23 protein-coding genes, 1 tRNA gene and 1 pseudogene are annotated in these 24,272 nt (G+C 62.0%); 7 read left to right on the forward strand and 18 right to left on the reverse strand.

The features are described 5' to 3' along the window. Window positions 1-131 precede the first annotated feature (131 nt). From NUH87_RS06925 to metE, 9 genes are all read right to left on the reverse strand, one after another. Window positions 132-515, reverse strand: coding sequence for a hypothetical protein (locus NUH87_RS06925; protein WP_338525358.1), 384 nt, complete (start codon window positions 513-515; stop codon window positions 132-134). A gap of 57 nt (window positions 516-572) precedes the next feature. After that, entirely contained in the window at window positions 573-1,379 is an 807-nt protein-coding gene (locus tag NUH87_RS06930) for an Imm49 family immunity protein (protein ID WP_338525359.1), read from the reverse strand. Window positions 1,380-1,643: 264 nt separating this feature from the next. Then, window positions 1,644-2,039 carry a hypothetical protein gene (locus tag NUH87_RS06935; RefSeq protein ID WP_338525360.1) on the reverse strand — a complete coding sequence of 132 codons (396 nt, stop codon included), beginning with the start codon at window positions 2,037-2,039 and terminating at the stop codon, window positions 1,644-1,646. Between the two features lie 39 nt (window positions 2,040-2,078). Further along, window positions 2,079-2,711, reverse strand: coding sequence for a hypothetical protein (locus NUH87_RS06940; RefSeq protein WP_338525361.1), 633 nt, complete (start codon window positions 2,709-2,711; stop codon window positions 2,079-2,081). A gap of 11 nt (window positions 2,712-2,722) precedes the next feature. Then, window positions 2,723-2,848, reverse strand: coding sequence for a hypothetical protein (locus NUH87_RS06945; RefSeq protein WP_338525362.1), 126 nt, complete (start codon window positions 2,846-2,848; stop codon window positions 2,723-2,725). 36 nt (window positions 2,849-2,884) lie between these two features. After that, window positions 2,885-4,597 carry a ShlB/FhaC/HecB family hemolysin secretion/activation protein gene (locus tag NUH87_RS06950; protein ID WP_338525363.1) on the reverse strand — a complete coding sequence of 571 codons (1,713 nt, stop codon included), beginning with the start codon at window positions 4,595-4,597 and terminating at the stop codon, window positions 2,885-2,887. A gap of 224 nt (window positions 4,598-4,821) precedes the next feature. Further along, window positions 4,822-5,550, reverse strand: a complete 729-nt coding sequence (locus tag NUH87_RS06955; protein ID WP_338525364.1) for a CbtA family protein — start codon at window positions 5,548-5,550, stop codon at window positions 4,822-4,824. Window positions 5,551-5,565: 15 nt separating this feature from the next. Beyond that, complete coding sequence (locus tag NUH87_RS06960) at window positions 5,566-5,778, reverse strand: CbtB domain-containing protein (protein WP_338525365.1); 213 nt, start codon at window positions 5,776-5,778, stop codon at window positions 5,566-5,568. A 264-nt stretch (window positions 5,779-6,042) separates the two neighbouring features. Continuing rightward, a complete protein-coding gene (gene metE / locus NUH87_RS06965) occupies window positions 6,043-8,331 on the reverse strand; it encodes a 5-methyltetrahydropteroyltriglutamate--homocysteine S-methyltransferase (protein WP_338525366.1) in 2,289 nt (762 codons plus the stop codon). Between the two features lie 246 nt (window positions 8,332-8,577). On the opposite strand from metE, the pseudogene yghX reads away from it, so the two are divergent. Next, window positions 8,578-9,464: pseudogene (yghX, locus tag NUH87_RS06970) on the forward strand (YghX family hydrolase). Between the two features lie 275 nt (window positions 9,465-9,739). Here yghX and NUH87_RS06975 read toward each other — a convergent pair. Continuing rightward, window positions 9,740-11,071, reverse strand: a complete 1,332-nt coding sequence (locus tag NUH87_RS06975; RefSeq protein WP_338525367.1) for a PLP-dependent aminotransferase family protein — start codon at window positions 11,069-11,071, stop codon at window positions 9,740-9,742. 92 nt (window positions 11,072-11,163) lie between these two features. Here NUH87_RS06975 and NUH87_RS06980 point away from each other — a divergent pair, with 92 nt between their 5' ends. After that, window positions 11,164-12,060: a DMT family transporter gene (locus NUH87_RS06980; RefSeq protein ID WP_338525368.1), complete on the forward strand. Its 897-nt coding sequence runs from the start codon at window positions 11,164-11,166 to the stop codon at window positions 12,058-12,060. A gap of 55 nt (window positions 12,061-12,115) precedes the next feature. On the opposite strand, the gene fabF is transcribed toward NUH87_RS06980, so the two are convergent. After that, a complete protein-coding gene (fabF, locus tag NUH87_RS06985) occupies window positions 12,116-13,384 on the reverse strand; it encodes a beta-ketoacyl-ACP synthase II (protein ID WP_338525369.1) in 1,269 nt (422 codons plus the stop codon). Between the two features lie 113 nt (window positions 13,385-13,497). Between fabF and NUH87_RS06990 the strand changes: the two genes are divergently transcribed. Then, on the forward strand, window positions 13,498-13,980 hold the full coding sequence (locus tag NUH87_RS06990) for a helix-turn-helix domain-containing protein (protein ID WP_338525370.1): 483 nt from the start codon (window positions 13,498-13,500) through the stop codon (window positions 13,978-13,980). A 6-nt stretch (window positions 13,981-13,986) separates the two neighbouring features. Here the strand turns inward: NUH87_RS06990 and NUH87_RS06995 are convergent. Further along, a tRNA-Gln gene (locus tag NUH87_RS06995) sits at window positions 13,987-14,061 on the reverse strand. Window positions 14,062-14,426: 365 nt separating this feature from the next. Here NUH87_RS06995 and NUH87_RS07000 point away from each other — a divergent pair. Next, entirely contained in the window at window positions 14,427-15,047 is a 621-nt protein-coding gene (locus NUH87_RS07000; protein ID WP_338525371.1) for a LysE family translocator, read from the forward strand. 16 nt (window positions 15,048-15,063) lie between these two features. Here the strand turns inward: NUH87_RS07000 and NUH87_RS07005 are convergent, their stop codons facing one another. The 3 genes from NUH87_RS07005 to NUH87_RS07015 form a co-directional block, all read right to left on the reverse strand. Continuing rightward, complete coding sequence (locus NUH87_RS07005) at window positions 15,064-16,017, reverse strand: diguanylate cyclase (protein WP_338525372.1); 954 nt, start codon at window positions 16,015-16,017, stop codon at window positions 15,064-15,066. Window positions 16,018-16,020: 3 nt separating this feature from the next. After that, a complete protein-coding gene (locus NUH87_RS07010; protein ID WP_338525373.1) occupies window positions 16,021-17,019 on the reverse strand; it encodes a response regulator in 999 nt (332 codons plus the stop codon). A gap of 192 nt (window positions 17,020-17,211) precedes the next feature. Further along, the gene (locus NUH87_RS07015; RefSeq protein ID WP_338526745.1) at window positions 17,212-18,192 is read right to left on the reverse strand and encodes a GlxA family transcriptional regulator; all 981 of its coding nucleotides are present in this window, start codon (window positions 18,190-18,192) and stop codon (window positions 17,212-17,214) included. A gap of 107 nt (window positions 18,193-18,299) precedes the next feature. On the opposite strand from NUH87_RS07015, the gene inhA reads away from it, so the two are divergent. Further along, complete coding sequence (inhA, locus tag NUH87_RS07020; protein WP_338525374.1) at window positions 18,300-18,989, forward strand: isonitrile hydratase; 690 nt, start codon at window positions 18,300-18,302, stop codon at window positions 18,987-18,989. Here the strand turns inward: inhA and NUH87_RS07025 are convergent. From NUH87_RS07025 to NUH87_RS07035, 3 genes are read right to left on the reverse strand one after another with little or no spacing between them, the layout of a single operon-like run. Continuing rightward, window positions 18,986-19,312 carry an AtuA-related protein gene (locus NUH87_RS07025; RefSeq protein ID WP_338525375.1) on the reverse strand — a complete coding sequence of 109 codons (327 nt, stop codon included), beginning with the start codon at window positions 19,310-19,312 and terminating at the stop codon, window positions 18,986-18,988. The two genes, inhA and NUH87_RS07025, sit on opposite strands and share 4 nt — an antisense overlap. Further along, window positions 19,309-20,661 carry an acyclic terpene utilization AtuA family protein gene (locus tag NUH87_RS07030; protein ID WP_338525376.1) on the reverse strand — a complete coding sequence of 451 codons (1,353 nt, stop codon included), beginning with the start codon at window positions 20,659-20,661 and terminating at the stop codon, window positions 19,309-19,311. The genes NUH87_RS07025 and NUH87_RS07030 overlap by 4 nt, the downstream gene beginning before the upstream one ends. Window positions 20,662-20,677: 16 nt before the next feature. Continuing rightward, entirely contained in the window at window positions 20,678-21,970 is a 1,293-nt protein-coding gene (locus tag NUH87_RS07035; protein ID WP_338525377.1) for a citrate:proton symporter, read from the reverse strand. 114 nt (window positions 21,971-22,084) lie between these two features. Between NUH87_RS07035 and NUH87_RS07040 the strand changes: the two genes are divergently transcribed. Both NUH87_RS07040 and lhgO read left to right on the forward strand, forming a co-directional pair. Then, window positions 22,085-22,990, forward strand: coding sequence for a LysR family transcriptional regulator (locus tag NUH87_RS07040; protein WP_338525378.1), 906 nt, complete (start codon window positions 22,085-22,087; stop codon window positions 22,988-22,990). A gap of 59 nt (window positions 22,991-23,049) precedes the next feature. Then, entirely contained in the window at window positions 23,050-24,243 is a 1,194-nt protein-coding gene (gene lhgO / locus NUH87_RS07045) for an L-2-hydroxyglutarate oxidase (RefSeq protein WP_338525379.1), read from the forward strand. Window positions 24,244-24,272 lie beyond the last annotated feature (29 nt).

The following is a 24,272-nucleotide window of genomic DNA, read 5'->3' on the forward strand; positions in this document are numbered from 1 at the left end:
CCGAGCAATTAATAGATTCCCAGAGTCTGGACCCAAAGGGGACGCCCAATAGCCGCTGCTGCTCCGTCACCTACTACTTTCGCTTCACCAAACAGTAAATCGGTCGCAGGTCCTTTTGCACCAAGTAACAATCAAACCGACATCTTCCCTCTTTGCCAAACACTGGCTTTGGAGTCTCGCCACGCATGCCATCCAAGCGGAAGATCAGCCAATTCCATAATAGTTGGATCTAGCACCACGATGCTTCGCAAACTCACCATCACCGCATCTTCTTCACTGACAGGCTCAGACTGATTGGTATGAAACTGCCAAGCGCCATCATCGCTATCATGCGAAACGTATGCTATCCAGTCACCCGATAAAACTATTTTCTGATTTGCAATGACCGCGACATTCAGAGGATCACTAAATTGCCAATCTCCTATCGTCATAATTACTAGCCTTAATTTTTGGATTTTTTCTGTTTTGCTCCCGAGAGAGCGACCAAAAGTTGACAGATTTATTTTCTCAACCACCTACTATCGATACTTGCTGGCTTTCTGCAAAATTAAATAAATCCGTCCCCTTTTCGCTCATATCGCTCTCAAAAAACTAAAATACGGATCATAGTGGTTCAGTGAATTGACCGGAAGCCATTGCGCCGGGATGAAAGGCGTCTCACATTTCACCTCATAACCACTACGCCAGGCAATTTTGGCGTAAATGATGCCGAAGGTTGAAATTAATCCCTCGGAATATCCGTTTTCGCTACTGAGCCTTTTTCTTATGGATGCCGCCGACGTCAACTCAAGCAAAACTTGCTCCATGGCAGGCTTGTCACCATTGGCTAGAGCCATGAAGAACTCATTGTCCAACAAGAACATCTGCTTCGCCCCCTTAGGCGGCTTTTCGCTCATTAATAGACAGCGCTCACTCAATCGCCTCATATCCCCCTTGGCTGCCAATACAATCTGATAAGCCAGAAAGTCTGCCGTGGTGGTTGATTGAATTCGCTTTTCATCGACTATATCGCGGCACTGACAGAACCAATCGATGAGTATTTCATTGTCCGAAACCAGTGCCCTCATGAAATCTAGCGCTTTAGGAAGAAAGTTCATTTTGTCGCTCTGCAACGAGAACTGATATCGATGCAATGACTCAGCGACAGAGAACCAGCGCTTCATCTCCTCAAGATCAGCGGTCTCAAACCAAGCGAGCATTCCCCGGGCAAATGCATAGGACGAAAGCCTTTCGGCACACGCAGCAGGATTTCCCTGATGATTTTCTATATTCGTCACATAACCTTGCACATCAAAACCACCCTCAATATGTGACTTGATATGTTCCAACCTGGCCTCGGCCTTGGCAGCTGCCGCACCGTATGTGCTCCACACACTCACGCTACAAACCTCACTTCAACTTCGCGATGATCAACTGCCCTGACTCACGGTCCACACCAGCAACCCCCTTGGTCAGTGTTCCATTTTTCGACCCAACGGGGACGACCCAACGGGGAAAATTTAGCCTTCAATGTGTTGGCAGAAGACGTCATTTTATCCGAGGCACTTTCTGTCGGCTAAGTGGATGCCTAAAGAACCTCGAGTCAGATTATGGGGTTGTCACCGGTCAAGTGCGGGCGAAAAGAGTCGCAATGACGGTGTGGTTCAGCCCCGATCATCCGGGGACTCAAGCAGGATTCGTTCAATCATTGGCCTGGTGTATTTCTCAGCAGGGCAAACTTCTATCGGATCGCCGGACCGTTTGATCTCACCGGCATCGAAAGCCAGATAGATCGAAAGAGCGGTTTCCGGCGTTTCGCCATCGACGGCCAGTTGAGCTACAAGGCCTTCCAGGCCATTCATGACCTGGATACAGAAATCGAAGTCGAGGGTCATCGCGTTAAAACCTTTCGCCACCGCGAGTGCGAGCTCGTTAACAATCTGATGAGGGTCAACCTTTAGCTGTGCACAAACGGGCGTTATGTCGTTGATGCTCAGCCCGGTTTCAGCCGCCTCAAGCATCAATCGGTGAAGGTCCGCCTTGCGCTCATTTGTGGTCATCGCGATCTTCCCAGCTTGCGTATGGCTAACCACGTTTCGCTACGGTTTGGCCGGCCCCGAAACGGGAAATGGGACGACCATGAAATCATTGACCACTCCCGCAACCTGATTCGCAATTTGGCTATCAGCCTGCACCGGCTTGCCCCAAGTGTCTGAACGGCCACGCAGCACGAGTTTTCCGGTGTTGATGTCGATCAATGTCCAGGCAATGGTTGCAGCGTAAGCCCTTTCAGCGATCTGCACGCCGGACAGGCCTACGCTGCGAGGAAAGATGATCAGCCGATGAGTCGCTTTTGCCTGCGTTTCAGCGCGTAGGTTCGTCAATACGGTCATTGCCACGGGCAGTTGCACGGCACTGCCTGTCTGAGAGGCGACTTCCTGTAGCGAGCTCGTCGAGCCAATCGTCGACGCCTGATACCACAGCCATTCGGACTTCACTCCCTCGGACGCCAGGCGGCGATTGATCTGCGCCTCGAGCTCCTTCAGGAACGCATCACCGAAGAAATCGGCCCTCGCATCAAGGAACGAATACACATAGAGGTTTTGAATCTGCGCCCGCTGTTGGTGAAGCGTGTTTTCCTCAGGGACAAAGCTTGAATGGGCGACACAGCCACCGAGCAGCGCGAACAGGAGGATGAGCGAAACGCGCCACGACTTTTTAATTTTGAGCATTGTGCTTCCTTTCAAACAAACGGGTGTTGTGGGTAGCCAACCGATTGGATGGCGACACCTTTTTTTGACTGGCGGAACGGCTTGGCATTGGGGCCATCGAAGCAGCCGCGATAAAGCCCAGACTGACGAAAATCCATGTCGGAATCTCGATGCAACGAAGGCGATAAAGGGAGTTAAAGGAAGAAATCCATCCGGAAATAAATCGGCGCTTCGCGCTCGGCAATCGGTGCCGGTCGTTCCAGGGAGTTGGCGAACGTCACAGTGGCGGCGACATGCTTGCCCCGGGCAAACAGCTCGATCGAATCGCTGGTCATGCGCCCATGCTGTTCGGCGTTGTAGCGGTCATGACGGATCACGCCCTGGTCGTAACCGATGCTGGTGCCGTACTCGGAGAGCACTGGCAGCAACCAGTCCCAGGTCACCGGCCGGCTCCAGCGCAGGTCATTGCGCCAGTAACCGCCGCTGTCGCCCGACAACGTCTGATCCTTGTAGCCACGAATGGACGACAGCCCACCCAGGCTCATGCGCTGCGAACTGAACAACACATCCTGGCTGCGCTGGCCAGTCATCACGCTGCTGAAGCTGAACGACTCGCCCCACAGCTTGAACGGCTGCAGGTAGCTGAGCGTCGCGGTGTATTTGCGATACCGGGCGTCGGGTAATCCCCGCGTGAAATTCGGACCATTGTCCTGGGCATCGAAGGCGCTGATGCCGTCCTGCATCCCCAGGTCGAGGTTGACGAAGGCGCTGCCGACCCGCCGACCGTGGTTGATGCCGAACTGCGCTTCGCTCAGGCGGTTACTGCTCGCGGCCAGCTTGCTGCCTTCGATGAAGTTGTTGGTGCGCAGGTAGGTCAGGCCGGTATTGAGCGAGGTCTTGCTCACGGCGTCGCGGTAGATCACCCGCTCCAGTTTCAACTGGTGATTCTGGCTGTCGCCGGTCTGCTGGAAGTTGAAACCGTTGGCCTGGGCCAGGGAGCGGTAATCGCTTTCGCTGTAGGTGTAGCTCAGGTTCCACCAGCCGAATGGCAGGTTGTAATAGAGCATGGCGTTGCGCGAGTTCTGCTCCTGATTGCTCACGATGTCATGCCCACCGCGCAACGAAAACTGATCGGCCAGCCCCAACGGATTGTCCCAATCGAAGGTCGCCCCCAGCTGTTGCTCGCCGGTGCTTCTCTGCCCGTCGTTGCTGCGCGACAGCCCGGCTCGCCAAGGTTTCTGCGGGGTATTCTTGACCAACACCTCGCTACCGCCCACGGCCTTGCCCGGCGCCAGTTCCATCTGCGCCTGGTTCGATGGCAGACGGTTCAACTGGTCGACCATCTGTTCGATCTCGCGCAAGTTGAGCAACTCGCCCGGCTTGCCCGGAAAACTCATGAACAGTTCGCGATCGGACAGGCCGCTGCCGTCAGCGCCCTTCAGGCCCTCAAGCTTGCCTTCGACCACCAGCACCTTCAGGTTGCCGGTGGACAGGTCCTGCTGCGGCAAGTAGGCGCGGCTGGTGACCAGACCCTTTTCGATGTAGCGATCGGTGATGACCTTGAGCAGCTCATTGAGCTGAGGAACGCCCAGGCACTGGCCGATGTAAGGCTTGAGCAGGCGTTCGCGCTCGCCCGCGGACAGGGCGTCGGCACCTTGCAGGTCGATGCTCTTGATGAGGAAACAACGATTCTCGGCCGGGGCCGTCGGCGCCACGGGAGCCGCCGCTTTACCGGGCAGTTCCTTGAGTTCTTCGAGACGACGACGCTGCTCTTCGAGCAGGCGATCCTGGCGATCACGGATCAGGTCGGTGTCACCGGGAGTTGGGGGGGCAGCGTGAGCGGTATTCAGAGCAAAAATGCACAACAGCGCAAGACACAGCCTCGTCCTGAAGACGAGTTGAGACATGTTCGATCCCTCGAAGAAAAGCTTGATATCAAAACGATGGCGCGATGCTAGAGAGACAGAACCATGACGTCAACGAATTGTTTCAATTTATTTCAGTTTTGACACAAGTCGGAATCAGACACGCAAAGACCGCTCGCACAGCGGCTGGCGAGACTCTGGAGAGGACAGAACAGGATAAGGACGCGGTTCAAACAGTGCCGCTTGCACGGCACTGTTCTTCAACTTCAGGCGCGGGTGGAGAACCCGGGCAGACTCAGCGCTCGCTCGGCCAACCAGCCGAACGTCAGGCCCACGGTCGTCCAGAGCACCAGCTGGATGCCCAGGGAGGCCACGCGGAACTTCCACAACAGGACCGCCGAGAAGGTGTGCGGCACCTCGTTGACGGTCGGGAACAGCGAGCCGGCCACCGCCATGATCAGGATGTACAGCGCCGCCGCCAGGATCGAACCATTCCAGCTACCGAGGGCGGGAATCAGTTTGCGAGCGGCGTTGATCGCAATCACCCCGGCAATGACCGATACCAGCAACATCAGGAAGAACAGCTTGGTACGCTGTTTGATGGTTTCCGGATCACCAATGGACGGCGGGTTGGCCGGGTATTTCAGCCCCGGCACCAGAATCAGCGTCACAAAGGCCGCCAACGCCAGCAGCGCGGCCAAGCCACGCGGCCCGATCTTGCCGACACGCCCGAGGGAGTAGGCAAACACCAGGGCGAAGATCCCACCCAGCGAAACGCTATAGGTCACGATACCGGTGAAGAGACCGAAAGTGCTCTGCACCTCGCGACTCACCAGCTCCTCTTCCGGAGCATCACCGTGCATCTGCGCCATGTGTTCTTCGAAGGCAATCGCCTTGTCGATTTGCGGCTCGCCAAACACCTTGGCGAAACCAAAGGCAAGCACCCCGGCGAGCAAGCCCACCAGCATGCCGCGAACCAATAATTGACCCGTCATCTCGTGTTCCTTGAGTCAGTGGCAGGGGAAGCCCAGCAAGTGGCGTCCGTCGTGCACGAACTCATGGACATACATGCCCTTGAACAAGGCCGTGGCCCCCTGCTCCGCACCGACGAAATAGATCGCCAGCATCAACAGCAGGCCGCCAAAAATGGCCCAGGGAAGAATTTCGCCCAGTGGAATGATGGGCAGGGAAACATCGGTTTGCGTAGCAGCGCTATAAGCCATGTGAACCTCCAGGGAAGACGCGTCCCAGTACGGATTGCGAGTGGGTGAAACAGGGTCTGGCTTACGGCTGACAAACAGCCGAATACAGTGGCGCGACCGCGCCGGATTTCAACCGGCTTCCTGTTTCGGAACGAGTTGTAAAATTTTCTAGTAAGAAAATGATACAACCTCGGCAGTCTACGCGTTCGAACCGATAGCAGCCATAAAAAAGCCGGAGCACGCTGACGTGTTCCGGCTGGAGGTTCAGAGCAGGCGCCTACCGTGTCACGCCCGCTCCTTACGCAGTTGGCGAGCGGCACTGACCATATGCACCAGGGCCGCTTCGGTTTCCGCCCAGCCACGGGTTTTCAGGCCGCAGTCCGGGTTGACCCACAGACGCTCGGCGGGAATACGCTGGGCGGCCTTGCGCAGCAGGTTGGCCATCTCCGACGCATCTGGCACGCGGGGCGAGTGGATGTCGTAGACGCCTGGCCCGATTTCATTCGGGTAGGCGAAGGCCTCGAACGCATCCAGCAGCTCCATGTCCGAACGCGAGGTTTCAATGGTGATGACGTCGGCATCCATTGCCGCAATGGACTCGATCACATCGTTGAACTCGCTGTAGCACATGTGGGTGTGGATCTGGGTTTCATCGCGCACACCGGAGGCGCACAAGCGGAAGGCCTCGGTGGCCCAGTCCAGGTAGTGCTGCCATTGCGCCTGACGTAGCGGCAAACCTTCGCGAAAGGCCGCTTCGTCGATCTGTACGACCTTGATACCGGCGGTTTCCAGATCCACCACCTCATCACGAATCGCCAGGGCCAGTTGGCGGGCCTGCACTTCACGCGACACGTCTTCACGCGGGAAGGACCACATCAGCATGGTCACCGGGCCGGTCAACATGCCCTTCATCACTTTGTCGGTGAGCCCCTGGGCGTAGCGGATCCACTCCACGGTCATGGCCTTCGGACGGCTCAGGTCGCCGAAGATCACCGCCGGCTTCACGCAACGGGAACCGTAGCTCTGCACCCAGCCAAAGCGGGTGAAGACATAACCGTCGAGCTGTTCGGCGAAATACTCGACCATGTCGTTACGCTCGGCCTCACCGTGCACCAGCACGTCCAGACCCAGGTGTTCCTGCACCTGCACGGCATGGCGAATCTCGCTCTGCATCGCCTCGGTGTATTCGGCTTCGCTCAACTTGCCTTGCTTGAACGACTGACGCGCCAGGCGGATCGCCGCCGTTTGCGGGAACGAACCGATGGTAGTGGTCGGGAACAGCGGCAGATCCAGGCCGGCGCGCTGCTTGTCGATACGGCTGGCAAATGCCGAGTGGCGCTGGCTGTCCTTCGCGGTAATCGCAGCAACGCGAGCCTGGACAGCCGGTTTGTGGATACGCGCCGAAGCGGCACGGCTGGCCTGCACTGCACGGCTGCGGGTCAAGGCTTCCAGTACCGCAGCGGCCTCCGGCTCATTGACGGCACGGGCCAGAATGGCGATCTCTTCACACTTCTGCAGCGCAAAGGCCAGCCAGCTCTTGAGTTCGGCGTCCAGCTGGTCTTCACGTCCCAAGTCTACCGGGCTGTGCAGCAACGAGCAGGAAGGCGCCACCCACAGGCGCTCGCCCAGGCGCTCATGGGCGTGCTGCAAGACCGCCAGGGCTTTTTCCAGGTCGCAGCGCCAGACGTTACGACCATTGACCAGCCCCAGCGACAGCACCTTGTAGGCCGGTAGGCGATCGAGAATGGTCGGGTATTGCTCAGGCGCACGGACCAGGTCGATGTGCAGACCGTCGACCGGCAGGTTGGCCGCCAGGCCGAGGTTCTCTTCCAGGCCGCCAAAGTAGGTGGCGACCAGTTTCTTCAAGGGATCGCGCTGGATCAGGTTGTAAGCGCGCTCAAAGGCGTTTTTCCAATCCTGTGGCAGATCCAGGACCAGGATCGGCTCATCGATCTGGACCCACTCGACACCGTGGGCAGCCAGGCGCTGGAAGATCTGGCCGTACAGCGGCAGCAGGCGATCGAGCAGATCGAGCTTGTCGAAGTCGCCCCCCTTGGCCTTGCCCAGCCACAGGTAGGTCAGTGGACCAATGACCACCGGCTTGACGTTATGGCCCAGTGCGCGCGCCTCCTCGACTTCTTCGAAGAGTTGATCCCAGCCGAGCTGGAACTGCTGGTCGACGCTGAACTCCGGCACCAGGTAGTGGTAGTTGGTGTCAAACCACTTGGTCATTTCCTCGGCGTGGGCACCGCCGCAGCAACTGTCGCCGACGCCGCGAGCCATGCCGAACAGGGTCTGCAGGGTGGCCGGGCCTTGTTGTGGACGGAAGCGCTCGGGGATCACCCCGAACATCAATGAATGGGTCAGGACCTGGTCGTACCAGGCAAAGTCGCCGACCGGCAACAGCTCGATGCCGGCGTTCTTCTGCAGGTCCCAATGGGCCTTGCGCAGCTCACGGCCAACGGCACGCAGGCCCGCTTCGCTCAATTCGCCCTTCCAGAAAGCCTCCTGGGCTTTCTTCAGCTCGCGGTCGCGACCAATGCGCGGAAATCCCAGGGAATGGGCCAGTGCCATGACAAAAAACTCCAATCTAGTTGATGGGAGCTATTGTCGACACTCAGGGCATACTGAGACAAACTCATTCTAATCCAGATGACCACAAGTTTTATTCATGATCACTGACGTGATATTTGCCATGTGAAAGCTGTTCAAGCCAGGATGAATTCCAAGGATGCCTTAATGATTCGACTCAACGCCGGGAGCCGATGTTCAGGCTCTACACTGGACCGGTACTCGAACCACGCCAAAGGTAGCGCACAGATGGAACGTCTCACCGCGAAAGACTTTGCCCCTGAACTGCTTGAGCTGTACGACTACTACGTCCACGGCCGGATCAACCGCCGGGAATTTCTCGATCGAGCGGCGAAGTTCACCCTGGGTGGCCTCGCCGCCAGCAGCCTCCTGGCGGCGCTGAGCCCGAACTATGCGCTGGCCGAGCAGGTGTCGTTTACCGACCCGGACATCGTCGCCGAGTACATCACCTACCCCTCCCCAAGGGCCACGGACAAGTGCGCGGTTATCGGGTACGCCCCGCCAAGGCCAACGGCAAGGTACCCGCGGTGGTGGTCGCGCATGAAAACCGCGGGCTCAATCCCTACATCGAGGACGTTGCCCGACGCGTGGCCAAGGCCGGATTCATCGCCCTGGCCCCGGATGGCCTGTCGTCGGTCGGCGGCTATCCCGGCAATGACGACAAGGGTCGGGAGCTGCAGCAGACGGTCGATCCGGAAAAGCTCATGAACGACTTCTTCGCCGCCATCGAGTGGCTGATGAACCACGACACGACCACCGGGAAAGTCGGCATCACCGGCTTCTGCTATGGCGGTGGAGTCGCCAATGCCGCGGCCGTGGCCTATCCGGAACTCAGTGCCGCCGTGCCCTTCTACGGCCGTCAACCAAAGACCGAGGACGTGGTCCGGATCAAGGCGCCGCTGCTGCTGCACTACGCCGAACTGGACAAGCCCATCACCGATGGCTGGCCCGCCTATGAACAGGCATTAAAAGCGGCCGGCAAGATCTATGAAGCACATGTCTACGCCGGGGTTAACCACGGCTTTCACAACGACACCACACCCCGCTACGACGAGGCCGCCGCCAAGCTGGCCTGGGACAGGACACTGGGCTGGTTCCGGCGGTATCTGGTCTAGCGCTAGGTCGGAGAAATCGTGGCCAGGAGGCCAATCGCAATCGTCAGTATGAGAAATCCACCCAGGAACATCGCCATCTTGGCCATAAGGCCTCCTCAACTATAAGGTCAGGGCATAACGCGGGTTGCGTAATGAGTTTACGGAGCAGAGCAAACAGACAGTGACCGAACATCACGGGCCGTAGTCCTCGACACCCGCCGAAGGCTGATCCGTAGGGCTATTGTCCGTTGCGGGCCGAATTCATTACAGAGGCAGATGGCGACGAAAAATACGGATCAGAACAGCGGCCCCAGCACCCGCTGCACTTTCACCAGCGCGGCGCGAAGGGTGTCCATGTCCACGGAGCCCAGCGCCAGGCGGATCGCATGCGGCACCTGCACAGAGGTGGCAAAAGGCTGGGCGGTGGAGACCGAAATCTGCTCGCGCATCAGCGCCATGGCGATCTGATCCGCCCGCGCCTCCTCCGGCAGGGGCAGCCAGAGAAAGTAGGAAGACGGATGGCGAACGGTGCGCAGCCCAGCCAGCAACTCGTCGGCCATGGCCTGCCTGGCCTGTGCGTCCTTGCGCTTTTGCGCCTCCAGCCGGGCGACAGTGCCATCCTCGATCCAGGCGGTGGCGATGGCCGTCAACACACCCGGGGTGTTCCAGGTGGTCGCCCGGATGATTCGCTCCAGCGCCGCCACCCGCTGCAGCGGCGCGGCAACGAATCCGACCCGCAACCCAGCGGCCACGTTCTTGGACAAGCCGGAAACGTAGAGGGTTCTTTCCGGTGCCAACTCGGCTAATGGTGGCGGCGCTTTCTCCGCCAGGTACGCGTAGGCCGCGTCCTCGATGATCAACAGATCATGCCGGCGCGCGATCGACACCAGTTGCTCCCGCGCGTCAGCCGCCATCACCCAGCCCATCGGATTATGCAGGGTCGGCATGCTGTAGACGGCCCGCACCGGACGGCTGCGGCAGAGCTTTTCCAGGGCATCGAGATCAGGCCCCTCGTCCGTGACGGGGATGGGCACGACCTCAAGGTGCAGCGCCTGCGCCAGCACCTTGAAGCCCGGGTAGGTCAAGGCGTCCGCGGCGATCACGTCCCCGGGCTGCAGGAACGCCATCAGGATCACCGTCAATCCATGCTGGGCCCCGCTGACGATCAGCACCTGCTCGGCCGATACGTTCAACCCGCGTGCCCCCAGGTGACGCGCGACCGCCGCCCGCTCATGCAGGCGCCCGGCATGGGGGTGGTAGCGCAACAGGGACTCCAGGTCACCGGACAACGCCAGCTGGCGCAAGGCCGTACGCAGTTGTTCGGCCTGTCCCGGCGACGAGGGATAGTTGAAGTTGAGATCGACCATCCCCTGGGCAACGTCGGGCTGGTCGATGCCCAGGCCGGAAGGCAGGGCCGTCTCCCGGACAAACGTGCCGCGACCGGTTTCCCCACTGACCAACCCCATGTCCTCAAGCTCCGCATAGACCCGACTGGCCGTCGCCAGGGCCAGGCCATGGCGGGCGGCCAGCTGGCGATGGGTCGGCAAGCGGGCGCCGGGCGGCAGCCGCCCCGAGCGGATATCGGCGGCAAAAACGTCAACCAGCGACTTGTACCGGGAACGAGGCATGACGAGATGTATCCATGACAATTTTTTGATTGTATCAATAGTCGGTCATAGCATGCGCCTCAAGCAACCCGAACCTTGAGCGTGAATCGAAAATGGAACGTACCTCGCCCCTGAACACCCCGGCGATCGCCAAAAGCACCAGCGGCTGGATCAATGGCTTTATCGGTGTGTTGATCTTCAGCGGCTCGCTGCCGGCGACACGGGTGGCGGTCCTGGCGTTCGACCCGGTCTTCCTGACCGTGGCCCGGGCGAGCATCGCCGGGGTTCTTGCCCTGTGCCTGCTGTTGCTGTTCAGGGAAAAACGCCCGGCCCGTAGCCAGTTGCTGTCGCTGGTGGTGGTGGCCATCGGCGTAGTGCTCGGCTTCCCGCTGTTGACGGCATTGGCGTTGCAGTACGTGACCTCCGCGCACTCCATTGTGTTCCTCGGCCTGTTGCCGCTGGCGACCGCCGTCTTCGGTGTCCTGCGCGGTGGCGAGCGGCCGCGGCCGGTGTTCTGGTTCTTTTCCGTGCTGGGCAGCCTGCTGGTGGTGGGGTTCGCCGTATCCCAGGGCCTGAGCGCCTCTCCCAAGGGCGATATCCTGATGCTGCTGGCCGTGCTGGTCTGCGGCCTGGGTTATGCCGAAGGGGCAAGGCTTTCCAGGACGCTGGGCGGCTGGCAGGTGATTTCCTGGGCGCTGGTCCTGTCGCTGCCGGTGATGCTCGCGCTGACCGGGTTGCTGGCCCCCTCCTCGTTCACGGGCATCGGCACACCCGCCTGGTTGAGCCTGGCGTATGTGTCGCTGTTCAGCATGTTGATCGGTTTCGTGTTCTGGTATCGCGGGCTGGCCCAAGGCGGCATAGCCGCCGTGGGACAGTTGCAGCTGCTGCAGCCGTTTTTCGGCTTGGCGCTGGCGGCGACCCTGCTCCACGAGCAGGTCAGCCTGGGCATGCTGGGGGTCACGGTGGTCGTGATCCTTTGCGTGGCCGGCGCGAGGAAATTCTCCAGGTAGGTTGCCCTGCAGGCGCCGGTTTCCCTGCGCCTGCAGCGTTCAGGCAAAACTATCCCTACGCCCAGCGCTTGAACAGCACACTGGCATTGACCCCGCCGAAACCGAAGCCATTGGAGAGCGCATACTCCATGGGCAACGGCCGGGCCTGGCCGCGAATCAGGTCAAGGCCTTCGGCGGCGGCATCGGGGTTGTCCAGATTGAGCGTCGCCGGCGCCACCTGGTCGCGCAACGCCAGAACCGTGAAGATCGCCTCGACCCCGCCCGCAGCGCCCAACAGATGCCCCGTGGCGGATTTGGTCGAACTGATGGCCGGGCCACCCGCAGTCCCGAACAGCGCCTTGATGGCCGCCAACTCGCCCTTGTCGCCCACCGGCGTCGAGGTGGCGTGGGCATTCAGGTGCCGGACCTGGGACGGCTCGACGCCGGCCTGGCGCAATGCCTGCTGCATGGCCCGACGGGCACCGTCGCCATCTTCGGGCCCTGCTGTCATGTGGTAGGCATCGGCACTGGTGCCATAACCCACCAACTCGGCGAGCGGTTTGGCGCCACGCGCCAGGGCATGCTCCAACTCTTCGATCACCAGCAGACCGGCGCCCTCGCCCATGACGAAGCCATCGCGCGCCTGGTCGAAGGGCCGGGAGGCGAGCTGCGGAGTGTCGTTGTGGTCACTCGACAGCGCCCGGGCTGCCGCGAAGCCTGCCAGGCTGACCCTGTGGATGCAGGCTTCCGCGCCACCGCAGATGGCGACATCGATTTCCCCCGCGCGGATCATCCGCGCGGCGTCACCAATGGCCTGGACACCCGCGGCGCAGGCGGTGACCGGGGAGCCAAGCGGCCCCTTGAAACCGTAGCGGATCGAGACGTGACCGGCCGCCATATTGCTGAGAAACGAGGGAATGGTGAACGGCGACAGACGCTTGGGTCCCTTGCTGTCGGTGGTACGCACCGCCTCGGCGATGGCGGGAAAACCGCCGACCCCGGAGGCAATGATGGTTGCCGTGCGCTCCTGCGCCTCTGGGGAGTCGGGGGCCCAGCCGGCCTGGGCCAGGGCCTCATCCGCCGCCGCCAGGGCGAACAGGATGAAGCGGTCCATTTTGCGCTGCTCCTTGGCGGCCAGCAGTTGATCCGGATCGAAGCCGGCTTCCGGGTCCTGTGTGCGGTCCGGGACCTGGCCACCGATGCTGATCGACAGATCGCCGATCAACTCCGCCGGCAACTGCCGGATACCGGACAGTCCGGCCAGCAGGCGTTGCCAGCTCGGTTCGACTCCACAGCCCAGCGGGGTCAGCGCGCCCATGCCCGTGACGACGATGCGTTTGTTCATGACGGTCCAGCTCCTTCAGGTTATTGAACGAGGTAATGGCTTATGGACGTTACTATCAACATGAAAGTAACATACCCGCCTCACAAATGTCCGAGTGACCTACAGGAGCCACCATGCAGCGCAAGACCCTGATCCATGCCGAATGCCCGGTTGCCCGCAGCCTCGAGCGGGTTGGCGAGTGGTGGAGCATCCTGATCATGCGCGATGCCCTGCATGGCCTGAAGCGCTTCGACGAATTCTCCCGCAGCCTGGAGATTGCCCCGAACATGCTGACCCGGCGCCTGAATGCGCTGGTGGATGCGGGCCTGCTCGAACGTGAGCCCTACAGCCAGCGCCCGCTGCGCTATCAGTATGTGCCGACCGCCAAGGGCGAGGATTTTCGCGTGGTGCTCATGGCGTTCGTGGAGTGGGGCAATCGTCACTACGCGCCGGAAGGCGAAAGCGTGCAGATCGTCGAACGCGAGAGCGGGCGACCGCTGCAATTGATGATGGCGGATATCGCCGATGGTCGTCAGGTGCCGTTGGACCGCAGTACCGTACAGGCCGGGCCTGTAGCCAGTGAGCAGATGCGTCAGCGACTGAATATCGAGAGATAAGGAAAATGGCAGGGGCGGCTGGATTCGAACCAACGCATGGCAGGATCAAAACCTGCTGCCTTACCGCTTGGCGACGCCCCTGTATCTGTTGCGACGAGTGCTTGACACCCGCTTGTTGATTTTGCAGCGTGCCGACCCGAAGAGGGTCGCTGCAAGAGTGGGCGGAAATTTATCAATTTTCGCTTCGCCTGGGAAGCCCCCAAACGCACAAATTTGTTTGAAAACAGCTACTTATTCTTGATCACGGCCCAGTCCCCTCCTCTCGGGGGCTTTTGAGCCACCAGCGCCCCCTGTAAATCGGGTATCGCCCTACGCTCGGTGACCCGATACGGTACACCTGCGCGACAAGTTTCAGGTACAGATGCGCAAAGCCTCAGGCACTCTGGCGCATGGCCAGGGCTTGACGTTATCGTCGAGTTTTCCGCCCCTCGATCCCGGAGCCTGCCATGGACCTGTCGACCCTGATCCTCTTTATCCCGGCATGCTTCGCCCTGAACATGGCCCCCGGCCCGAACAACCTGCTGTCGGTCAGCAACTCGACGCGCTATGGCTTTCGCACCTCCTGCCTGGCAGGCCTGGGGCGGTTGCTGGCTTTCGCCGGAATGATCGCCCTGGCCTCGGCGGGCCTGGCGGTGGTGCTGCAAGCCTCGGAGCTGCTGTTCTACGCCATCAAGATGCTCGGCGCGGCCTACCTGATCTACCTCGCCATCCAGCTCTGGCGCGCCAACCCCGATGCCGAAGCCGCCACGGAACGAGCAACGGCCAGCTTGCCCGCCCTCGCCCGCCAGGAGTTCCTGGTCGCCGTGGGAAATCCGAAAGCCATCCTCATCTTCACCGCCTTCCTCCCCCAGTTCGTCGACCCGGCCCAGGGCGTATCCGCCCAGTTCGCCGTATTGGGCAGCCTGTTCCTGATTCTGGAATGGATCGCCATCAGTGCCTACGCCTACATGGGCGTGCACATGCGCCGCTGGTTCGCCGAACCCAAGGGCAAGCGCCTGTTCAATCGCGGTTGCGCGCTGCTGTTGTCGGGGGCGGCCTCGGTGCTGTTGATGGCACGGCGGGCCTGAACCTGCGGCCCATCCTTTATTCGTACACCGTCACCCGATTACGCCCGCCCTTCTTCGACGCGTACAACGCGTGGTCCGCCCAGGCGATCAGGTCGGCGTGACTGATCGAAGGCCGGCTCAGGTCCGCCACCCCGAGGCTGATGGTGAAGCGGATACCCTGCCCTTCGTGCACCACTTCCAGGCCTTCGATCGCCTTGCGCAGGCGCTCGGCAAAAAAACGCCCCCCCGCCTTGTCGGTGTCCGACAGCACCACGCCAAACTCTTCGCCGCCATAGCGCCCGGCCACATCGCTGTCGCGCACGTGCTCGCGGACCACCTCGGCCACCCGCTCGATGACCTTGTCGCCCGCCTGGTGACCATAGGTGTCATTGACCCGCTTGAAGTGGTCGATGTCGAACATCACCAGGCTCGTGGCATTGCCATAACGCTGGTTGCGGGCATAGGCCACCTTCAGGCTTTCCTCCCAGTGCCCACGGTTGTACAAGCCGGTCAGCCGGTCGGTGCTGGAGAGTTTCTGCAACTTGGCATTGGCCGCCTGGAGCTGGTGCCGGTTGGTGGCCACGTCGGTGACGTCGTAGATCACCAGGCAGATGTGGGAGATTTCACTGTTGGTGGAACGCAACGGCAACAAGGTGGTGTTCTGGTACATGAAGTCTTCCTGGCCGGTGATCGGCTGGTAGTTCTTGAACCGTACCAGATAAGGCCGCTGCTCCCAGATGGTGAACGCCGGCGTACCGAGGGTCGCGACGCTCTCCACCTTGCGGCTGAACCATTCGCGATCCACCTCGGGAAACAGGCTGAAGAAGGACCGAGTGTTGGCGTCCTTGGGCTGCACCCCGGAACGGTTTTCCATGAAGGTGTTCCAGACCTGCACGCGGTAGTCGCGGTCCAGCACCACCACGCCGACGTCGATGCTCTGGACAATCGTCAGCAACCAATGAAACTCGTTCAGATCGAGAGGGTCGTTCATGGCTCAGCTCATCAGGTAGGCGAGTTTGTGGGTCAACCGCTCGATGGAGTCCTCCGTGAACAACAACAGCAAGTCGAAATGAATGTCGTGTCCTTCCAGGCTGTAGCTGATCTCCACCGCCAGGGTCTTTTTCCAGCGCTGCCGGTTGACCCGGATCAGTTCGTCGATGGCCGCGTGTTGCCCGAGTATCTGCGGGTGGCCCTGGGAAAACACCACGTCGATCTGCTCGGCAATACTGCTCAGGCACGCACCGATCAGCACACTGGAGAGATCCAGCAACATTTCCAGGTCCGAATACTCGGCGCCCTGGCGCTGCATCAGCTGCGCCATGTCGGCGATTTCCGAATCGTGGAACATCAGCAAGGCTTCGCCGGCAATGCCGCTGCCGATAAAGCCCTGACAAATGGCCGTGAGCTGGTTGCAGCTCCCGGCATCCGTCAGCGCCATGTGCAACTCGCCGACTTCGAGGATATTCACGTTCGGCACCGGCAACTGCACGAACACCCCCAGGACCTTGGCGATCAGCGCCGCCGCACGACCGATGGCCACGTTGACCGTTTCGCGAAAGGCATCGCGAAAGCTGATTTCAGTCGTCGGTTCAGGGCGAACGGCTACCTGCGCCTGGCCGGAAGCATCCAGGAGCCCCAACTGGTCAAGGGTCTGGCGCAACTCGTCCTGGTCGAAGGGCTTTTTCAGGAACGCCAGCGCACCCAGCTCGCGCACCCGGCGCAGCGCCTCTTCTTGGACGTCCCCGGAAATCACGATCACCTGCGCCTGCAACCCTTCGGCGCGTATCGCCGAGAGCACCTGGTAACCGTCCATTTCCGGCATGGTCAGGTCGAGCAGCACCACCTGCCCCAATCCCCGGCGAATGGCATCCAACCCCTGTCGACCATCGCTGGCCTGGGTGATCGAAACCTGCCAGTCCGCCGGCAGCGCCCGTAATACCTGCTTACGGGCCATGTTGGAGTCATCACACACAAGTAGGGGAATCACTGACACTGACCGGTGCTCATCTTATTTTAGGTATCAGGGAAAGCATTAATGGCATGATGCCATAACCGTAACAAAACATGCTTAACGTAGAGGTTTTATTGCGAACTACGTCCGATATTCCAATAGCTTAAACGTCATCGGCACTCAGGGGATGGCTTAGGTCAATGAAGTGGATCGACGGTTCTCCCCGTGGACATTTCATGGCTGCGCCGAAAAGCGCTCACGGTAGGCCTGCGGCGTGACGCTCAGGGCCCGCAAAAAGCTGCGGCGCAGGGTTTCCTCGCTGCCGAAACCGCAACGGGCGGCAATGCGCTTGATCGGCATCGCGGTGTCGCCAAGCAGGCGGCGGGCGCTTTCCACGCGGATCTGCTCGATGGCCCGGGCCGGCGTCTGCCCGGTTTCTACCCGGTAATGACGCACGAAACTGCGCTCGCTCATGCCCGCCTGCTGCGCCAGGATCGGGATCGACAGGTCCTGCGCCAGGTGCTCGGCGATCCAGGCATGCAAGTCGCCAAAGCGGCTGCCGGACTTCTGCAGGGACAGGGTGGCGCTGAATTGCGATTGCCCGCCAGGGCGTTTCAGAAACACCACCAGATGCCGCGCGACCTCCAAGGCCACGGGCCGTCCCAGGTCCGCTTCAACCAATGCCAGGGACAGGTCGATGCCCGCCGTCACCCCCGCCGAGGTCCAGACCGGGCCGTCGTTGATGAAGATCGGATTGGGCTCGACCTGCACCCGCGGGTACTGCGCCGCCAATTGTTCGCAACGGGTCCAGTGGGTTGCCACCCGCCGCCCGTCCAGCCAGCCGCTGGCCGCCAGCAGGAACGCCCCGGTGCAGACCGAGGCGACCCGGCGGGCGCAACCGGCCTGCTGACGCACCCAGGCCACCAGCGTCGGATCCTCGGAAGCGGCATAGGTGCCCCAGCCACCGGCGATAAGCAGGGTGTCGCAGGGCGTGCCTGGCGCCGGCAACGGCTCCGCTACCAGGGCCAGCCCCGCCGAACTCATCACCGGCTCACGCTGGGCGGCAATCACACTCACGGCATAGGGCAGCGGCAGGCCCTGGGCACGCGCCAGGTCGTTGGCCGAGGCGAAGACCTGCAGCGGCCCCGTGACATCGAGCACCTGCACATTGGGAAAAGCCAGGATCCGGATCGTTCTGGGAGCGTTCATGGGCATTGGCGTGAAAAGTGGGGTCAATGGCAGATACGCCAAATCCTACGGAACTACAGTGGACCCGTCCAGCCTCGCAGGACCCGTTTATCCACTCCCTAGGAGCTATCGCCATGACGCTGCATATCGGCTTTCTGTTGTTCCCCAAAGTCCAACAGCTGGACCTCACCGGTCCCTACGACGTCCTTGCCTCGTTGCCCGACGCCCGGCTCCACTTGATCTGGAAGGACCTGGCGCCGATCACCTCCAGCAGCGGCCTGGTCTTTACACCCACCACCACTTTCGAGGACTGCCCGGCGCTGGATGTGATCTGCATTCCAGGCGGTGCCGGAGTCGGGCCGTTGATGGAAGATCCCGAGACCCTCGCGTTCATCGCCCGGCAAGCCGCCCAGGCGCGTTATGTCACCTCGGTCTGCACCGGCGCCCTGGTGCTGGGGGCCGCCGGGCTGCTGCAAGGTCGCAAGGCCACGACCCACTGGGCCTATCACCACCTGCTGGCAGGTCTCGGGGCCATCCCCGTGAAGGACCGCGTGGTCCGTGACGGCAACCTGTTGACCGGCGGCGGCATCACCGCCGGGATCGACTTTGCCCTGACCCTGGCCGCTGAACTGGTGGGCGCGCAAGAGGCCCAGCTGATCCAGTTGCAACTGGAGTACGCGCCGGCGCCACCGTTCAACGCCGGCAGCCCGGAGACGGCGCCCGCAGACGTACGGGAGATTGCCCTGCAACGGGCCGCGGAGTCGCGCAAACAGCGCGGCTTGATCACCGAGCGTGTCGCGCAACGCTTGAAACAAGTGGGTTAATCGCGCTCCCACTGCATATCCAGCAACGCCGAGCCGAGGCTCTTGCCATGGGCATCCAGCGCCAGGGAACGGGTCACCCCACCCCGCAGGATGCCCGGCAATACGAAATTCAAGGCCCGTACACCCGGCAACGCATAACGCCGCACCGGTCCGGCCGCCGGGTCGAGCAAGGGCGCAAAGTAGTCCGCCACCCGCTCGGCGGTCAGCCATTCGCACAACCCGGGATAGTCCTCGGCACGGTAAGCGATCACCGAGATATTCGAGGTGTCGCCCTTGTCGCCCGTGCGCGAATGGGCAAAGTGGCGCAATTGAAAACGACTCATGGCTGATCCTCCAGGTGAACGGTTGCGCTCAGGTTTTCCCGTGGCAGCAGCAGCGACGCCACCGCCACCACCTGCCGCACGCTCTTGCTCGCGCCACCACCGCCTGACGGGCCGTTGGTGTACAACGTCTCCACTTCATTGCCGACGCGCAGCGCGTCGGCCCGATCCGCACAACGCGCGGCCACCCGCAAGCGCACCTCCCAGGGTTCGCCCTGCCCTCGCGCACTCAGCGCTTCACCATACAGGGCATCCACGCCCATCAGTTCCGCGCGGACCTCCTCGGCCTTCACCCCGATGATCTCCAGGCGCTGCAAGACGATCTGCCGCGCCAGCCGCGCCCGTGCCAGGGCGCCCGGACCACCGTAGGACATCTGCCCCTCACCGATCCAGCCATCCAGGTAACCGACCGAGACCTTCAAGCTGTCCGGACGCGGCCGTCCGTCCGCGCCCCGCACGCTCACCCGGTCCGTACCTTCCTCGATAAAACTCACCCCCTGGAAATCCGCCGTCACATCCGGCGTCAGGTAGGCCGCCGGGTCATGCACCTCATAGAGCAACTGCTCCGTGCAGGTGGCGGCGTCCACCCGCCCGCCGCTGCCGGCGACCTTGGTGATGGTCGCCCGGCCCTCGGCATCCACTTCGGCCAGGGGAAAGCCCAGGTGCGCCAGGTCCGGCACCTCCTTGACGCCCGGATCGGAAAAGTAACCGCCGGTGATCTGTCCCGCGCACTCCAGCAGATGGCCGACCAGGGTGCCGCGCCCCAGGCGTTGCCAATCGTCCGCCGCCCATCCGAACTCGAAGCACTGCGGCGCGAGGAACAGCGACGGATCGGCCACCCGGCCGGTGATCACCACATCGGCATCGGCTGCCAGCGCCTGGACGATACCTTCCGCGCCGAGGTAGGCATTGGCGGAGACCAGCCGATCGCCCAATTGCTCCACCCGCAAACCGTTGTCCAGCAACCGGCTCGGCTCGGCACGCAGCGCCTCAAGCACATCGTCGCCGGTCACCGCGGCAATCCTCAGTCCGTGCAGGCCCAGCTCGACGGCGATCCGGCGCACCTCGCGCGCGGCAGCCAGGGGATTGGCCGCGCCCATATTGGTGATGATCCGCAGGCGCCGTCCGGCACCGGCGACGAAGGGCAATACCCGCTCCATCCGCTCACGCAGCAAGGGGTCATAACCGGCCTCCGGCTCACTGAGCCGGGCCTGTTGCGCCAGGGCGATGGTCCGTTCGGCCAGGCATTCGAACACCAGGTAGTCCAGCTCGCCCTTGGCCGCCAGCTCCACCGCCGGTTCGATGCGGTCGCCCGAATAGCCGGCACCGGAGCCGATACGCAAGGTTTTCATCGCAAGGTCCCTCATTTCAAAAGACGCCCAGGAGCAACGCCGTCAAGGTCATCAGCACCGAGGCGGCGAGCAGGAAAGGAATGGTGAAACGCTGGTGATCGGCCAGTTCGATCTTGCACAGGCCCACCAGCAAAAAGGTCGCCGGCGTCAGCGGGCTGACCGGGAAACCGGTGGTGTGCACCCCCAGCAAGGACGCCTGGGCCACCTGCAACGGCTCCACGCCGAGGGCCTTGCCGACCTCGGCGATCACCGGCATCACCCCGAAGTAAAAGGAATCCGGATCGAACAACAGGCTCAGCGGCATCGACAGGAAACCCACCAGCGCCGGAATCAGCTTGCCGTGTCCGGCCGGGATCTGCGCCACCGCCACTTCGGCCATGGCCTTGAGCATGCCGCTGCCCTGCATGATGCCGGTAAAGACCCCGGCTGCCAGGAGAATGCTGGCCATGGTCAGGGCAGTCTTGGCGTGGGCGTCGATACGGGCGCGCTGGGCGTCGACGTTCGGGTAGTTGAGGCACAGCGCAACCACGGTGCCGAGCATGAACATCACCACCGGGTCGACCCAGCCGGCGATCATCACCGCCATCACCAGCACCGTCAGCAGCAGGTTGGCCCGGAACAGCCGCGGGCGGCGCAGGGCTTGTTCCTGCTCGCTGATCACCCGGGTCGGCACGTGGCCCACGGCCAGATCGGCGCCCAGGCCCAGGCGCCGCTCTTCACGCCGGCCCAGCCACCAGGCACTGGCGAAGACAAACAGCAGGCCGACGATCTGCACCGGAATCAGCGGCTGGAACAGGTCCGCCACCGGCACGTGCAAGGCCGCCGACGAGCGCAGCACCGGGCCGGTCCAGGGCAGGAAATTCACCCCGGCGGCCATCGCCGCGACACAGGCGAGGATCCGCCGGTCGATGCCCAACCGCGTATACAGCGGCAGCATCGCCGGGACCGTCACCAGAAAGGTCACCGCCCCGGAACCGTCAAGGTGCACCAGCAGCGCCAGCAAGGTCGTGCCCATGACAATCCGCGTGGGCCGCGTGCCCACTGTGCGCAGGATGCGGTCGATGATCGGGTCGAGCATGCCGGCATCGGTCATCACCCCGAAGAACAGGATGGCGAACACGAACATGCCCACCACCGGGGCAACGTTCTTGATACCAGTGATGATAAAGGCACTGGTCTGCAGACCGAAACCACCGAGCAGCGCGGCCAGGATCGGCAAGGCGATCAACGCGACCAGGGGCGAGAGACGCTTGCTCATGACAGCCGCAAGCAGACAGACGATGGTGATGACACCCAGCGTGGCGAGCATGGGAAGACTCCGGGGCCGCTCAACGGCGGACAGTTATTGTTTTCCCCCGAGTATTGGAACGCGGTTAAGCTTTGTAAATTGGAATGTTCACCGCCATACATTCGGAAAAACAGAATGAAGAACGCCGTCCAGCATATCCGCGCCTTCCTCACCGTCGCCCAGACCGGCAGCTTCGCCCGTGCCGCCGCCCTGCTGCACCTTTCGCCTTCGGCGCTAACGGTGCAGGTCCAACAGTTGGAGGAATGGCTCGGCGTCACCCTGTTGGAGCGCAGCCCGCGCCAGGTCAGCCTGACCGGCGCCGGCCAGCAGGCCCGCGGTCCCATGGAGAAACTGTTGCTGGACCTGGACAATATCGTCAGCGGCTCCCGCGACCTGGCCAGCCTGCAACGGGGCGTGGTGACCCTGGCCGCCTTGCCGTCGATCTGCTCCGGGGCCCTGCCGCCGGTACTGAAGCAGTTTCGCCAAGCCTACCCCGGTATCGAAATCCGCCTGCGCGACGTGGTCGCGCAGCGCATCGACAGCCTGGTGCGGGAGAACGAGGTGGACTTCGGACTGGGGGTACGGGCCCGGCTCAATCATGGCCTGGACTTCGAGGTGGTCATGGTCGATCGCCTGTGCCTGTTCCTCCCCGACGAACACCCGCTGACGCGCAAGACCACGCTCGAGCTGGCGGACCTGAACGGCCAGCCGATGATCCTCACCGGACGCGACAGCAGCGTGCGCGAACGGGTCGAGCAACTGTTCGACGAACAAGGCCTGACGCTGGTGCCGGGACTGGAAGCCAACTACATGTCCACGGTCCTGGCACTGGTGCGCCAGGGACTGGGCATGGCGCTGCTGCCGGAATCAGCGGATGACGGCCTGGGCAGCCTGCAAAAACGCCCGGTGGCACACCCCGGCGTCAGCCGCGAAATCGGCCTGATCAGCCGCAGCGGCCAGCCCCTATCCCCCGCCGCGACGCGGTTCGTGGCCTTGATCCGGGAAAGCCTGGCCCCGACCCGGTTTCTTGACAAACCCTGAATCACTCGGGAATTGTCCGACAATCTGATGACCAGACATGAACAAGGTAAATTCCCGGCATGATTTATGACTTCTGCATCATCGGCGGCGGCATCGTCGGCCTGGCCACCGCCATGGCGTTGCTCAAGCGCCAGCCCGGCGCCTCGCTGCTGCTCCTGGAAAAGGAAGCCACCCTGGCCCGCCACCAGACCGGTCATAACAGCGGCGTGATCCATGCCGGCATCTACTACGCGCCGGGCAGCCTCAAGGCCGACCTGTGCAAGCGCGGGGCCCAGGCCACGAAAGACTTCTGCCACGAACACGGGATCCGCTTCGAGGTCTGCGGCAAGTTGCTGGTGGCCTCCACCGCCCTCGAAGTGCAGCGCATGCAAGCCCTGTACGAGCGCTCGCAACTCAATGGCCTGCGGGTCGAACGTCTCGATGCCGAGGAACTGCAGCGACGCGAACCGAACATCGTCGGCCTCGGCGGCCTGTTCCTCGACGCCACGGGCATCGTCGACTACCGCGAAATCTGCCAGGCCATGGCCCGGGTCATCACCGCCAGTGGCGGCGAGATCCGCCTCGACACCCGGGTCACGGCCATCCAGGAAGACGGCGACAAGGTCACCGTCAGCAGTCACGACCACGTCTGGCAGGCGCGCAAACTGGTGGCCTGTGCCGGTCTGCAGTCCGACCGCCTGGCCACCCTGGCCGGCATCCGCATCGACCACCAGATCATTCCCTTCCGTGGCGAATACTTCCGCCTGCCGGCGTCGAAGCACGCCATCGTCAATCACCTGATCTACCCCATTCCGGATCCGGACTTGCCGTTCCTCGGCGTGCACCTGACCCGCATGATCGACGGCAGCGTCACGGTCGGCCCGAATGCCGTACTGGGGCTGGGCCGGGAGAACTACCGGAAGTTTTCCGTGAACTGGCGGGACGTCGCGCAATACACCACCTTTCCCGGCTTCTGGAAAACCCTGTGGCAGAACCTGGGTTCCGGCAGCCTGGAAATGAAGAACTCATTGTTCAAGCGCGGCTACCTGGAACAGTGCCGCAAGTACTGCCCGTCCCTGGTCGTCGAGGACCTGCTGCCCTACGAGGCCGGCATCCGCGCCCAGGCGGTGATGCGCGACGGCACCCTGGTGCATGACTTCCTGTTCGCCGAAACGCCGCGCATGGTCCATGTCTGCAATGCACCGTCACCGGCCGCCACCTCCGCCATGCCGATCGGCGAAATGATCGCCGACCGACTGTTCGCCTCCCGTTGACCCACAAAGGCCTTCAAGAACTGACACCC

The organism is Pseudomonas batumici (assembly GCF_036585405.1).
In the GTDB taxonomy this organism is placed as follows: Bacteria; Pseudomonadota; Gammaproteobacteria; order Pseudomonadales; family Pseudomonadaceae; genus Aquipseudomonas; species Aquipseudomonas batumici.